General features: G+C 64.0%; 11 protein-coding genes. 6 read left to right on the plus strand and 5 right to left on the minus strand.

The genetic code is table 11. The features are described 5' to 3' along the window. Positions 1–33 precede the first annotated feature (33 nt). Genes BMW72_RS11240 through BMW72_RS11250 form a run of 3 tightly spaced genes read right to left on the minus strand, consistent with a single transcriptional unit; the run spans position 34 to position 3,152 of the window. Positions 34–864: a carbohydrate ABC transporter permease gene (locus BMW72_RS11240; RefSeq protein ID WP_092110573.1), complete on the minus strand. Its 831-nt coding sequence runs from the start codon at positions 862–864 to the stop codon at positions 34–36. Beyond that, positions 851–1,732: a carbohydrate ABC transporter permease gene (locus BMW72_RS11245; RefSeq protein WP_241983779.1), complete on the minus strand. Its 882-nt coding sequence runs from the start codon at positions 1,730–1,732 to the stop codon at positions 851–853. The genes BMW72_RS11240 and BMW72_RS11245 overlap by 14 nt, the downstream gene beginning before the upstream one ends. After that, entirely contained in the window at positions 1,722–3,152 is a 1,431-nt protein-coding gene (locus tag BMW72_RS11250) for a CCA tRNA nucleotidyltransferase (protein ID WP_092110577.1), read from the minus strand. Before BMW72_RS11250 ends, BMW72_RS11245 begins: the two co-directional genes overlap by 11 nt. A gap of 80 nt (positions 3,153–3,232) precedes the next feature. Here BMW72_RS11250 and BMW72_RS11255 point away from each other — a divergent pair, with 80 nt between their 5' ends. The 6 genes from BMW72_RS11255 (at position 3,233) to BMW72_RS11280 (ending at position 11,123) form a co-directional block, all read left to right on the plus strand. Next, positions 3,233–5,551 (plus strand): DUF6049 family protein, encoded by a 2,319-nt coding sequence (locus BMW72_RS11255; RefSeq protein WP_092110578.1) that lies wholly within the window; start codon positions 3,233–3,235, stop codon positions 5,549–5,551. Then, the gene (gene murJ, locus BMW72_RS11260; RefSeq protein WP_092110602.1) at positions 5,544–7,166 is read left to right on the plus strand and encodes a murein biosynthesis integral membrane protein MurJ; all 1,623 of its coding nucleotides are present in this window, start codon (positions 5,544–5,546) and stop codon (positions 7,164–7,166) included. Before BMW72_RS11255 ends, murJ begins: the two co-directional genes overlap by 8 nt. Before the next feature lie 189 nt (positions 7,167–7,355). After that, entirely contained in the window at positions 7,356–8,327 is a 972-nt protein-coding gene (gene trxB, locus BMW72_RS11265; protein ID WP_092110603.1) for a thioredoxin-disulfide reductase, read from the plus strand. Positions 8,328–8,337: 10 nt separating this feature from the next. Next, on the plus strand, positions 8,338–8,661 hold the full coding sequence (gene trxA, locus BMW72_RS11270; RefSeq protein WP_092110604.1) for a thioredoxin: 324 nt from the start codon (positions 8,338–8,340) through the stop codon (positions 8,659–8,661). A 100-nt stretch (positions 8,662–8,761) separates the two neighbouring features. After that, a complete protein-coding gene (locus tag BMW72_RS11275; protein WP_092110605.1) occupies positions 8,762–10,111 on the plus strand; it encodes an aminotransferase-like domain-containing protein in 1,350 nt (449 codons plus the stop codon). Between the two features lie 55 nt (positions 10,112–10,166). Next, positions 10,167–11,123 (plus strand): D-alanine--D-alanine ligase family protein, encoded by a 957-nt coding sequence (locus BMW72_RS11280; protein WP_092110606.1) that lies wholly within the window; start codon positions 10,167–10,169, stop codon positions 11,121–11,123. 427 nt (positions 11,124–11,550) lie between these two features. Here BMW72_RS11280 and BMW72_RS11285 read toward each other — a convergent pair whose 3' ends face one another. Together BMW72_RS11285 and BMW72_RS11290 are read right to left on the minus strand one after the other, a co-directional pair. Continuing rightward, complete coding sequence (locus BMW72_RS11285) at positions 11,551–12,501, minus strand: ParB/RepB/Spo0J family partition protein (protein WP_092110607.1); 951 nt, start codon at positions 12,499–12,501, stop codon at positions 11,551–11,553. After that, positions 12,501–13,472, minus strand: a complete 972-nt coding sequence (locus BMW72_RS11290) for a ParA family protein (protein ID WP_092110608.1) — start codon at positions 13,470–13,472, stop codon at positions 12,501–12,503. The genes BMW72_RS11285 and BMW72_RS11290 overlap by 1 nt, the downstream gene beginning before the upstream one ends. Between the last annotated feature and the right edge of the window lie 12 nt (positions 13,473–13,484).

The following is a 13,484-nucleotide window of genomic DNA, read 5'->3' on the forward strand; positions in this document are numbered from 1 at the left end:
TGACGGTTCGAACCTAAACCCCAATAGACCAGACTACGCAGAACCCGCGATGGTGATCGACCGCACGAAGCTGCGCTGGAACAGGAGAAACAAGACCAGGAGCGGAACCAGAGCAAGCGTGGTGGCCGCCATGACGAGCGTCCAGTTGCCGTTGAACTGGCTCTGCAGGCTCGCGGTGGCGACGGTCACGACCCGCCATTCGGTGCCGGTGGTCACCACGAGCGGCCACATGAAACTGTTCCAGTGGCTCACGATCGTGATGAGGGTCAAGGTGGCGATGATCGGTCTCGACAGCGGCACCACGATCTCGACCAGAACGTCGAGGGTGTTCGCCCCGTCAAGCCGGGCGGCGTCAATGAGTTCCTGGGGAATCCCACGAAAATATTCGCGCAGCAGAAAGATCGCGTAGGGAGACGCAAAAGCGAACGGCAGCACGAGGCTCCAGAACGAGTTGCGCAGCCCAGCCTCGGTCATCATGAGGTACAGCGGCACCACGAGCACGACCGGCGGGATCATCAGGGTCGACAGGTACACCCAGAACAGCACCTGGCGACCGGGAAAATCGACCCGGGCGAAGGCGTAGGCGGCGAGGATCGAGCAGATCAACTGCCCGACCAGAATGAGCATGGCCGCGAGCACCGTGATCACGATGGCGCGGCCGAATTGTGCCGGCCCGGTGAGCAGCTGCGCAAAATTCTCCACCGTGAACGGGTCTGGCCAACTCAACGCTGACTGCTGCGCAAACTGCTCTCGCGTCTTGAACGCGGTCAGGATGCTCAGCAGGAACGGACCCAGAGTTAACAGGGCGCCGAGCAGCAGCACCAGGTAGATGGCCGCCGTTGAACCGAATTTAGTCCATTTCATAGGTGACCCTCCGGCGAAAGTAAAGCTGCTGGGCCAGGGTGATGACCACCAGGATCACCAGCAGAACGACGGCCATGACGGCCGCCCGGCCGAGGTCGAAAGCATCGAACGCTTCGTAATAGATACGCGCGGCCACGAGATCCGTTGATCGCGCCGGTCCGCCCTGGGTGAGTGCGTACACCTGGTCAAAGACCTGAAAGGCCGAAATAACGGTGGTGACGAGTACGAAGAACATGGTCGGACGCAGCAGCGGCAGCTTGATGTGCCAGAACATCTTCACCGCACCGGCACCGTCGATCCGGGCCGCCTCCAGAATCTGCCCCGGAATATTGAGCAGTCCGGCCATGAAGAACAGTGTGACGTAGCCGACGTTGGTCCAGATCACGACGGCGGCCACCGCCGGCAGCGCCAGGGTGGGATCACTGAGCCATTCGACGCGCTGGCCGAGCAGGGTATTGAGGGCTCCGTCGGTGGGCGCGAGAATCCACTTCCACACCACACCGAGAGCAAGCGGGGCACAAATCCACGGCAGTACATAAATCGTGCGAAACCAGGCGGACCCGGGCAGACTCCGGGTGAGCAGGGTCGCAGCGCCGAGCCCGATCAGGGTCTGAATCGGCACAACGAGCAGCACGAAGATCAGCGTGACCAACAGGGAGTTGCCGAAGACCCCGTCACTGAGCACGGATCGGTAGTTGTCGAGGCCGACGAAGGTGATCGGGCCGATCAGGTCCCAGCTCTGAAAGCTGAGCCAGAGCACGACGAGCACCGGAAGCAGCAAAAAGCAGACCACGCCGAACAAGCTGGGGGCGAGCAGGGCATAGCCGGTGATCGCACTTCGTCGACGTAGGCTGCCCCTACTGAACACGCTCCGCCCACCAGGTGAGCAACCTGCGGGTGGCCTCTTGCTCGCCGATCGGCCCATCGTCGAGCCGCTGTTCCAGCAGGTATCGGTAGGCCTCGCCCACCTCACGCCCCGGTTTCACGCCGAGCACGGCCATGATCTGTTCTCCGTCGAGGTCGGGGCGCACCGCGCCGAGCTCTTCCTGCTCATTCAGCGCGGCAATGCGCTGCTCAAGGTCGTCGTAAGCGAAGCCGAGCCGGTCGGCCTTGCGCCGATTGCGGGTCGTGACGTCGGCACGGGTCAGGATGTGCAGTCGTTCCAGCTGATCCCCGGCGTCGCGCACATAGCGGCGCACAGCCGAGTCGGTCCAGGCCCCCTCGGTGTAACCGAAGAACCGCAGGTGCAGCTCAATCAGGCGGGCGACGGCATTGATGGTGTCATTGTCGAAACGCAGGGCGCGCAATCGCTTCTTCGCAAGCTTCGCCCCGACCACATCGTGGTGGTAGAAGCTCACGACTCCCCCCGCCTCGAGCCGACGGGTGGCGGGCTTGCCGATGTCGTGCAGCAGCGCGGCAAGACGTACGATCAGGTCGGGGGACTCGAGGTTGCCGCGAGAAGTCTCGTAGCCGATGGCCTGTTCCAGCACGGTGAGGGTGTGCTGGTAGACGTCCTTGTGATGGTGGTGCTCGTCGATTTCCAATTGCAGGCCGGGAATCTCCGGAAGCACGATCGCGGCGAGGCCCGATTCCATCAGCACTTCGATGCCGGCGCGCGGGTCCTTTGAGACCAACAATTTCGACAGCTCGTCACCGATGCGCTCGGCCGACACGATTCGGATGCTGTCGCGCATCTTCTCCATCGCGAGTGCGGTGTCGAGGTCCAGCGTGAAACCGAGCTGTCCGGTGAACCTGGCCGCGCGCAGCATCCGCAGCGGGTCGTCTCCGAACGAAACCTCCGGAGTGCTCGGGGTACGCAGGCGCCCGGCGAGGAGGTCATCAATTCCGCCGGCCGGGTCGACCAGCGTCAGCTGGGGCAGCCGCAGGGCCATCGCGTTGACGGTGAAGTCCCGGCGGAGCAGATCGGGCTCGAGGGTCGTCCCGAACTGAACGTCGGGCTTACGGGTGGTGCCGTCGTAGCTGTCTGCTCGATAGGTGGTGATCTCCACGGTCTCGCCGGCCAGGCTGGCACCGATCGTGCCGTAGGCCCGGCCGATGTCCCACTGGGCTTCGGAGAGCGGTTTGACGAGCGCAAGGATCTGATCCGGCGTCGCATCGGTTGTGAAGTCGAGGTCGTGGAGCGTACGGTTCAGGAAAGCATCGCGCACCGGGCCGCCCACCAGGGCCAGCTCATGGCCGGCCGCCGCAAATGCGTTCGCCAGACGGGATACCGTGGGGGTGGCAGCCAGGTCGCCCAGTCGTGCGAGGGCTGCCGCGACGCTCTGCATATGCCCCATATTAGTTGCCATCGGAGGGCGCGCAGTCGCGGTGCAGGTGGCTCAAGGCTGGCACGCCGTAGAATCCACCTATGGTGGCCGATTCAGATTCCGCGCATCGGCCCGCGCTCTCGGCTGCCGCGTGCAGTGCCGTGCGCCCGGCCCGGCGCCGTCAGAAGCGACGAATCAGGCGACCGTTCACGGCCGTCCTGGTCGGATTTCTCACCCTCGCGTCGTTGATTTTTGCGCCGACTCCATCCCTCCGACCGGCCAGCGCGCAAACCGAGATGGGCACCGCTTCGAGCGCCACCACCCCCGCCGATACGGTCGGCATCACCGTTTCTCCGCGCGATTCGTCCGAGCTTTCGCCCGGCCAGGACCTGCTGCTGACGGTGGCCGTGCACAACAACACCGACGCCGACATTCCCGTCGGCCGAGTCGATGTCTACCTGGCGGATCTGGCCCTCACCACCCGCGCTGCGCTCGACAGTTGGCTGCGACCCTCCGCTGACACGAATTCCGGCGACCAGCTCGTGAGCGTGCCCACGGCGGGAATCATTCCAGCCGGTGCCGGCACGACCGTCAGTGTCACGGTGCCGGCGGAATCCGTCGGATTGACCGATCAGAACGCGTGGGGAGCTCGGGGAATCGCCGCGATTCTCAGCGCGGATGATGTGGTTCGGGCAGAAGGCCGCGGCACGTTCGTGTGGTCGCAGGGCAGCGCGATCACCCCGGTGGCACTCACAACCATTCTGCCGATCACGACTCCGGCCAACGCGACCGGCCTGATCACCGCCAAGGCGCTCGAGTCGTACACGAGCTCGGTCGGTCTGCTCTCCCGCCAATTGGATGCCGCGATCGACGCGCCGACGGCAACGATCGCGATCGATCCGCAGATCATCGCGTCTATTCGGGTGCTCGGCACAGCAGCTCCCGCGTCGGCGCTCGCCTGGCTCGATCGCCTGGCCGGCGCGAGCAATGACATCTTTCCGCTCAGCTACGCGGATGCCGACATCGCGGTGCAAGCGCAGGCGGGCGCCCCGACACTGCTCGCGCCGACATCCTTCGACCCGGCCATCGATGCGAGTCTATTCGTGGTCCCCCCGAGTACACCGGCCCCCGAGATAACCACTGATCCGACCGATGTGCCCAGTGTGACGTCGCGCACGAAGGCCCAGACCAGCCCGTCACCGACGCCGTCACCCACGCCCACGGTGGAGCCGGGCCAGACGGTCATTCCGAGCACGAGCGACCTGCTGGCCTGGAACTACACGAGCACCGCCATCGGCTGGCCGGCCGCCGGTCAGGTCGCCCGCAGCGACCTGGACGTGTTCGCCGCGAGCGGCCTGACCACCACCATCCTCTCGAGCGGCAACGTGGAGCAATCAGACGTCTTCACGCCGAATACCGCGGTCACCCTTCCGACCGGGCTGGGCCTGGTCAGTGACAGCCCGCTCTCTGCGGCCATCCGTGCCGCCGCCGAAGCCACCACCGACGAGGAATGGCGGGTGAATGTCACCGAGGCGGCTTCGCTCCTGGCGATCGTCTCGGCGGAGAATCCCGATTCGGCGCGCACCCTGCTGGTCACCTTCGACCGCAGCAGTCCTGCGACCGCGACCAGAATCGGCCAAACGCTCACGGCCCTCGACGGCGCCGCCTGGTCGACGGCGGCGTCACTACAGTCGGCCCTGGCCGCCACCCCGGCCACCACGGTGACCTTTCAGGCTGAAGCCATCGACGGCAGCCGGGTCACGCTCGCCCGATCATTGCTGGAGCGCGAAGGTGCCCTCGCCGAATTCGCGACGATCCTGGCCGATCCGGTAGCCATCACGGCCCCGGCCCGCCTGGACCTGCTGGCTCTGCTGGACACGACCTGGACGGCCCAGGCGTCGGTCTGGGAAGACCAGGTTCGAGCGAGCCTCGCCGCTTCCTTCGACCTGATGCACGCCGTGACCGTGACCACCCGCGGGCCCATCATCGTGGTGGGGAGCAAGGTCGACCTGCGCATCACGCTCAACAACGCCCTCGACCAGGCTGTCACCGTGCGCACCGAGATCGTACCGTCCAACGGACGCCTCGTCGTCGGTGAGACCCTCGAGACCATTATTCAACCGAACTCGGCACAGGCCGTCTCCGTGCCGCTCAGCGCCGCCGTCGGCAACGGCGACGTCGTCCTGCGGGTCACCCTGTTCACCCTGAACGGCACCCCGCTCGGCCAACCGGCCCCCATCGATGTCAGCGTGCGCGCCGACTGGGAGGGAGTCGGCGCGACCATCTTCGCGATCCTCGTCATCGGCTTCTTCGGATTCGGCATCTGGCGCAATATCGTTGGTCGACGCCGGGAACGCGCCGCTGAGGCATCCGCTGCTGCAGTTGAACCGGCGATACCGGCGGCGGAACCCGATGTCTGACACAGTGACCGGCAACGGCGGAATCGGTCGAGCCAGCGCGTTCCTGGCCTCCGGCACGATCGTGTCGCGCATTCTCGGGTTCGTGAAGGTCATCGTCTTGACCGCCATCATCGGCGCCGTCGGCGCCACCGCCGACACGTTCTCGATCGCCAATCAGCTGCCCAATACGATCTATACGATCGTGGCCGGCGGCATCCTGACCGCCGTCCTGGTGCCACAAATCGTTCGAGCCACCCTGCACGCCGACGGCGGCACGGCTTACATCAACAAATTGCTGACCCTGGCGCTGGTCATACTGTTCGCGACGACCCTCGTCGCCACTCTGTTGGCGCCGATGATCACCGGGTTCATCGGAATTAACCTTCCCGAGAACCAGAAGGCACTCGCCGTGGCTTTCGCCTACTGGTGCCTGCCGCAAATGTTCTTTTACGGTCTGTACACGCTGCTCGGCGAGGTGCTCAACGCCCGCAAGTCGTTCGGGCCATTCACCTGGGTCCCGGTTTTGAACAACGTCGTTGCCATCATCGGCCTGATCGTCTTTGCCGCCGTGTTCAGCCCCGACCCGGCGGGTGATCGGTCCGCCGTCGACACCACGGCGGCCATGGTGGCCATTCTCGGGGGCAGCGCGACACTGGGTGTGATCACGCAGGCCGTCGTTTTGTTTTACTTCTGGCGGCGGATCGGCCTGCGCTTTCGCCCGGACTTTCATTTTCGCGGCGTCGGGCTCGGAGCCGCAGGCAAGTTGGCGAGCTGGACCTTCGGCATGCTGCTGCTCACGACCTACGCTGGCATCATCGAAACGCAGGTCGTCACGCTCGCGCACGGCAAGGCATCCGTTGCCGTGCTTGCAACGGCGTGGCTCATCTTCATGTTGCCGCACTCCGTCATCACCGTGTCGGTCGCGACGGCCTACTTCACCCGCATGAGCGAACACGCCTCGGTCGGTAACTGGTCATTGCTGAAAACGGATGCCTCCAGCGCGATTCGGGGAACGTCACTGCTGATCGTGCTCGCTACGGCCGTCATCGCGGTCTGTGCCTATCCGTTCGCTGCGGTCTTCGTTCCCTTCGACCAGGTTCCGGCCGTGGGCAACGTCATCCTGGCCTTCATTGTGGGGCTCGTGCCGTTCTGCCTGCTGTTCGTGCTGCAGCGCACGTTCTATGCCATCGGTGATACCCGCACGCCGTTCTTTTTCACGCTGTTCCAGGTCGTTCTGCTGATCGGCGCCGTGCTTGCCTGCGCACTCCTGCCCACGGACTGGATCGCGGTCGGCATCGCCACGTCGATCACCGTGACCGGCACCCTGCAGGCCGTTCTGGCGGCGATCCTGCTGCGGCGTCGGCTGGGCGGCATCGACGGGCGTCGCATCCTACGCAGCCTGGTGAAGTATTTCGCCGCCGCGATGCTTCCCATCGGCCTCGGCCTGACCCTGCTCTTCACCCTCGGCGTCGCCGGTGAGAACGACTTTGCCGTATCGTCGCGTCTCACCGCCATGGTGTCCATGGTTCTGATCGGCCTTGTCATGGCGGCCGCCTACTTCGGCCTGCTGCTAGTGATGCGCAGCGGGGAGCTCACAGCGTTCCTCACGCCCTTGCGGGCGCGACTTCGCCGCTGAGTACCCCGACGCTCAGTCACACCCACGGTGCCCGGCTGAGAGCCGCCCCCGTTCGTCGGGCGGGTTCCCGTGGCTGTGCAGCACCTCCCAAGCTGGGAGGGCCCGGAATAGCATCCGATTAGGATGTGTTGTATCGAAACGTGAGCCGGGATTTTGCCCGTCTTGCCCACCATTGCAAGGAGTGTGCGCGTGCGTCAGATCATCATCATCGGTTCCGGACCGGCCGGTTACACCGCGGCGATCTATGCCGCTAGAGCCAACCTCAAGCCGCTCCTGATCGCCAGCTCGGTGGAGGCCGGCGGTGAGCTGATGAACACGACCGACGTCGAAAACTTTCCCGGATTCCCGGAGGGAGTGCAGGGGCCCGACCTGATGACCAAGATGCAGGAACAGGCCGAGCGATTCGGTACCGAGGTGGTCTATGACGATGTTGAGTCGGTCGATCTGACCGGCCCGATCAAGACTGTGACCCTCGGCAACGGCGACGTGGAGCAAGCCCTCGCGGTCATCTTCGCGACCGGGTCGGCCTACCGCAAACTGGGCCTGAGCGACGAAGAACGACTCTCCGGGCGCGGTGTCTCCTGGTGTGCCACCTGCGATGGCTTCTTCTTCAAGGGCAAGGAAATCGCCGTCATCGGTGGCGGTGACTCCGCCATGGAAGAAGCGACTTTTCTCACCAGGTTCGCCTCCAAGGTGTACGTCATTCACCGCAAGGGCGAGCTGCGCGCCTCCAAGATCATGCAGGAACGCGCCTTTGCCAATGACAAGATCGAGTTCACCTGGAACTCCGAGGTCGTCGGCATCACCGGCACCGACGCTGTTGACGGTCTCACCCTGCGCGACACCGTCACCGGCACCGAGACCAGCCTTCCGGTCGGCGGCGTCTTCGTGGCGATCGGCAACGACCCACGCACCCATCTCGTGCACCAGCAGCTCGACCTCACCCCCGCGGGCACCATCGCCGTCGCCGGGCGGTCGTCACTCACCAGCCAGGCCGGGGTCTTCGCAGCCGGCGACGTCATCGACTCCAGCTACCGTCAGGCCATCACCGCCGCCGGCTCCGGCTGCGCGGCCGCTCTCGACGCCGAGCACTACCTCAGCACTCTTCCCACCGCTTTGCTGGCTCAGGCCGGCGACACCGAACTCGTTTCAGTCAACTAAGGAGCACCGAATGACCGCACGATCCGTCACCGAAGCCAACTTCGACCAGGAAGTCATCAACAACGAAAAGACCGTGTTGGTGGACTTCTGGGCTGAGTGGTGTGGCCCCTGCCGCGCCGTCAGCCCGATTCTCGACCAGATCGCGGCCGAGAACGCCGACAAGCTCGACATCGTCAAGCTCAACGTCGACGAGCACCCCGCTCTCGCGGCCAAATACCAGATCACCTCCATCCCGGCCATGAAGGTCTTCCAGAAGGGCGAGGTCGTCAAGACCGTCATCGGTGCCAAGCCGAAGCCGCAGCTCGAAAAGGACCTGGCCGACTACCTCGTCTAACCAGTTTTTCTGCGTGAAACCCGCCCGGCTTCGACCGGGCGGGTTTTTTCGTGCCGGGTACCACCCCATACGATGAAGACGACAGCAGAACGGATGCGACGTGACAAATCAGGGTTCTCCACAGGCCGTTGGCAAACAAGGCGGCAACAACCTCGACCCGTGGTACCACCACTACGCCGAGCGAGCCGCCGGCCTCAAAGCCTCCGAGGTGCGCGCTCTCTTCGCTGTGGCCTCCCGCCCCGAAGTTGTCTCACTTGCCGGCGGTATGCCGTACGTGGCAGCCCTGCCGCAGGATCTGGTGATCGATGCCATGGACCGCGTCATGCGCGAAAAGGGGGCGACCGCCCTGCAATATGGCTCTGGTCAGGGAGTTCCTTTGCTTCGCGAACAGATTCTCGACGTCATGGCGCTCGAAGGAATCAAGGCCAACGCCGACGACGTCGTAGTCACGACCGGCTCCCAGCACGCTCTGGAACTGGTCAGCAAGCTCTTTCTGAACCCCGGGGACGTCGTAATCTCGGAGGGCCCGAGCTACGTCACAGCCATGGTCATCTTCAAGTCTTATCAGGCCGAGGTCGACCACGTACCGATGGACGAGGACGGCATGATCCCGGCCGCCCTGATCGAGCACATCGCTGCCCTGAAGGCCGCCGGACGCACCATCAAATTCCTGTACACGATCCCCAGCTTCCACAATCCAGCCGGTGTCACCCTCAGCTGGGAGCGGCGCCTGCAAATTCTTGAGATCTGCCGTTCCAACAACATTCTGGTGCTCGAAGACAACCCCTATGGGCTGCTGTACTTCGACAAACCGGCACCGGACGCCATCCGCTCGCTCGAGCGCGACGGGGTCGTCTACCTCGGCACCTTCTCCAAGACCCTCGCCCCTGGTTTTCGGGTCGGCTGGGCCCTCGCCCCGCACGCAATCCGGGAAAAACTCGTTCTGGCGAACGAGGCCGCCGTGCTGTCCCCCAGCTCCTTCACGCAGATGGTCATCTCGGAGTATCTCTCCACCGCCGACTGGAAGGGGCAGATCAACACTTTCCGCGGCGTGTACCAGGAACGCAAGAACGCCATGCTGGCCGCGCTCGACGAATATCTGCCCGACCTCACCTGGACCAACCCCGCCGGGGGCTTTTACGTCTGGGTAACCCTGCCCGAACAGCTCGATTCCAAGGCCATGCTGCCCCGCGCGGTCACGGAACTCGTGGCCTACACGCCCGGCACGGCCTTCTACGCCGATGGTGAGGGGCGGCAGAGTATGCGTCTGGCTTTCTGCTATCCCAGTCCGGAGAACATTCGGGTGGGCATCCGTCGTCTTGCCACGGTGATTCGCGGCGAGATGGATCTGCTCGACACCTTCGCCGGCACCGGCGCGCTCGGCGCCGCGCCCGACCGACCAGGGGCCACGAACCAGCGATATGCCGGCCCGCCAGCCAATATCTCGTGACCCCGTCACGTCGATGAGCCTCCTCAACCGCAATCAGCTAGGAAAAGACCTGATCATGAGCGAATTCACCGCACTGAAAATTGTCATTCTCGCTGGCGGAATCTCACACGAACGCGACGTTTCGTTGCGCTCCGGGCGCCGAGTAGCGGATGCCCTCGGTGACGCGGGCCACTCCGTCACCGTACTGGACCCCGGATCCAACCTGCTCACCACCCTCAGCCAGCAGGCTCCCGATCTGGTCTGGCCTACCCTGCACGGCGCTACCGGCGAGGATGGCGCGCTGCTGTCGCTGCTCGAAACTACCGGTATTCCCTTTCTCGGATCGCGCGGCCCCGCGGCCGCCCTGGCCTGGAACAAGGCCACCGCCAAGGAGCTCGTGCTGCGGGCCGGTATCGACACTCCCCCGGCCATTGCACTGTCCACCGAGACCTTTCGAGACCTCGGCGCCACGAGCGTGCTCGAGCACTTGATCAGCGCGATCGGCCTGCCCCTCGTCGTCAAGCCCGCCCAGGGCGGATCTTCCCAGGGTGTCACCATCGTGCGCACGCCCGCCGACCTGCCGCGCGCCATGGTAGACGCCTACACCTACGCCAATACCGCCCTCGTTGAGGCCTACATCGAAGGCACCGAGGTCACCGTGGCCATTATCGACACCGGCGACGGCCCCACAGCCCTTCCCATTGTAGAAATTGTTCCCGTAGACGGCGTCTACAGCTTCGAAGCGCGCTACAACGCCGGCGAAACCGACTTCTACACGCCAGCCCGCCTTGCTGACGAGGTCGCAGGGGCCGTTTCTGAGGCCGCTATCGCCATTCACGTGCTTCTCGGACTGCGCCACCTAAGCCGCATCGACCTCATCGTCGACGCGGCCGGCACCCCCTGGTTCCTCGAGGCCAACGTGCTCCCCGGCCTCACCGAGACCTCCCTGGTGCCCCAGGCTATCGAAGCCGCCGGTCAGACCCTCGGCGCGACCTATTCGGCCCTCGCCACCCACGCCCGCACTGACCGGTAGCCGCTCGCGCCGTTTCACGTGAAACATCCCATCGCCCTACCGCAGATAGCTCGCGGCACGGCGCTGGTGGTCTCGGCCAGGTCGATCAACTCGATCAACAATGAACGCATGTTTCACGTGAAACAGCCGCGTCCAGACTCGCGGAAACCAGCCATCGGGACGGTGATTACGGTCTCGGTAAGGTCGACCCACGATACGCCATGTTTCACGTGAAACAACATGTACGCTGAGGCAGCGGCGGCGGGTTGTCCGCGGAGTAGCGAGTTTTGAGGAGTTTCGGGGTGTTGCGCACGCACTTCGCGCAATGCTCCCAAACACCTCAATGTCTGGGCGGGGAGCGCATGACCCGTTGACGATGCCCACCCCTTCACGAGCACTCCGGCGAGAAATCATGTTTCACGTGAAACTACGCAGTTGCCAAACAGTTCTAGCTCGCGCTGAAGCCTGGTTCTCCGAGTACGGTCAGAATGCGATTGAGATCTCCGATGGTAGCGAAATCCACTGTGATCTGGCCTTTTCGTGCGCCCAGGTTGATTTTCACGCGCGTATCGAGACGGTCACCCAGGTGTTCGGCGATCTCATCGAGGTGTCCCTGGCGGCGCCCGGGAAGCGGTTTAGCCTTGACGAGTTTCGGAACGGCCGTCGCTGCAGCCTCCGCTGCGCGCACGGACAGGTCTTCCTCGACGATCTTGTCGGCCAGGCGCAGCATGCCGGCCAGGTCACCCACCGATAGAATTGCTCGCGCGTGGCCAGCCGACAGCACGCCGGCGGCGACTCGAATTTGTACCGGCTCCGGCAGCTTCAGCAGGCGCAGCGTGTTGGTGATCTGAGGGCGCGAACGACCGATTCGGGTCGCCAGTTCTTCCTGGGTAATACCGAAATCAGCGAGCAGCTGCTGGTACGCAGACGCCTCTTCGAGCGGGTTCAACTGGGCGCGGTGAAGGTTCTCCAGCAGGGCATCGCGCAGCATGTCGACGTCGGCCGTTTCGCGCACGACCGCCGGAATACTGTCGAGCCCAACCTCCTTGGTGGCCCTTAGACGACGTTCACCCATGACGAGCTCGTATTTGCCCGGCTCATCAGACAGGGGACGCACGACGATCGGCTGCAGCACCCCGACCTCGCGAATGCTGTGCACCAGTTCGGCGAGGTCATCTTCGTCGAAAATCGTGCGCGGCTGGGCCCGGTTCGGCACGATGTTTTGCGGGTTTAGGTGAGCCAGGCGAGCCCCGGGTACGGGAATCAGCTCGGGGGAGGCATCCGCTGCAGTCGCCACACCGCGGGGAAAGAAGACGTCAACCGGGCGGGGAGCTGAAGCATCATCCTGTACCGGAATAAGTGCACCGATGCCGCGGCCCAGACCAGTTCGTTTCGCCATTATTGCTTTTCTCCTAATTGGGACTTTTCTCCTCTTTCGGCCGGTTCTCCCGTTCCGGGAGCCCCACGATGGGCCATTTCTGCTGCTGCTTCGAGGTAGGAGAGCGATCCTGCGGAGTTGAGGTCGTAACTGACGACGCTCTGCCCGTAGCTCGGGGCCTCAGAAACGCGCACAGATCGCGGAATTGCGGTGTTCAGCACTTCTTTGGGGAAGTGATCGCGTACTTCCTGGGCTACCTGGGTCGCCAAATTGGTGCGGCTGTCATACATGGTGAGCAGAATTGTCGATACGACCAGGTCGGGGTTGAGGTGTTTCTCGATCAGGGCGATGTTCTTGAGCAGCTGGCTCAGACCCTCAAGCGCGTAATACTCGCACTGAATCGGAATGAGAACCTCACGTGCCGCGACGAAGGCATTGATGGTGAGCAGCCCTAACGATGGCGGGCAGTCGATGAAGACGTAGTCGTAGGGCTCAGCCATCTCAACCAGATAGAGGTCAAGGGCCCGGCGCAGGCGCTGCTCACGGGCGACGAGCGATACCAGTTCAATCTCTGCTCCGGCAAGGTGAATGGTGGCGGGCACACAGTACAGGGCACCGAATTCCGGGCTCTTCTGCACGACCTCAGACATTGGCATGTCGTTGATAATGACGTCGTAGACGCTCGGCGTCTCGGCGCGGTGTTCCACACCGAGAGCGGTTGAAGCGTTGCCCTGCGGGTCCAGGTCGATGACCAGCACGCGAGCTCCCTGCCGCGCAAGAGCGGCTGCGAGGTTGACGGCCGTCGTGGTTTTACCTACGCCACCCTTCTGGTTGGAGATCGTAAGCACCCGGGTCTTCTCGGGTTTGGGCAACTCGCCTGCCGCGATGACCTGGCGGCGGCGCGTGAGTTCAGCTATCTCGCGGGCGAGCGGCGTTGTACCGTCAAACCCGGCCGCCTTGCCCGTGCGCTGATTTTCAGCAGGATGTTTCACGTGAAACCTTTA

Origin of the sequence: Cryobacterium luteum, assembly GCF_900110125.1 — a bacterium.
In the GTDB taxonomy this organism is placed as follows: domain Bacteria; phylum Actinomycetota; class Actinomycetes; order Actinomycetales; family Microbacteriaceae; genus Cryobacterium; species Cryobacterium luteum.

Coding starts and splice junctions, on each gene's coding strand:
- murJ (WP_092110602.1), top strand. CDS start 5,544: ATGTCTGACACAGTGACCGGCAACGGCGGAATCGGTCGAGCCAGCGCG.
- BMW72_RS11240 (WP_092110573.1), bottom strand. CDS start 864: ATGAAATGGACTAAATTCGGTTCAACGGCGGCCATCTACCTGGTGCTG.
- BMW72_RS11285 (WP_092110607.1), bottom strand. CDS start 12,501: ATGGCGAAACGAACTGGTCTGGGCCGCGGCATCGGTGCACTTATTCCG.
- BMW72_RS11255 (WP_092110578.1), top strand. CDS start 3,233: ATGGTGGCCGATTCAGATTCCGCGCATCGGCCCGCGCTCTCGGCTGCC.
- trxA (WP_092110604.1), top strand. CDS start 8,338: ATGACCGCACGATCCGTCACCGAAGCCAACTTCGACCAGGAAGTCATC.
- BMW72_RS11250 (WP_092110577.1), bottom strand. CDS start 3,152: ATGCAGAGCGTCGCGGCAGCCCTCGCACGACTGGGCGACCTGGCTGCC.
- BMW72_RS11280 (WP_092110606.1), top strand. CDS start 10,167: ATGAGCGAATTCACCGCACTGAAAATTGTCATTCTCGCTGGCGGAATC.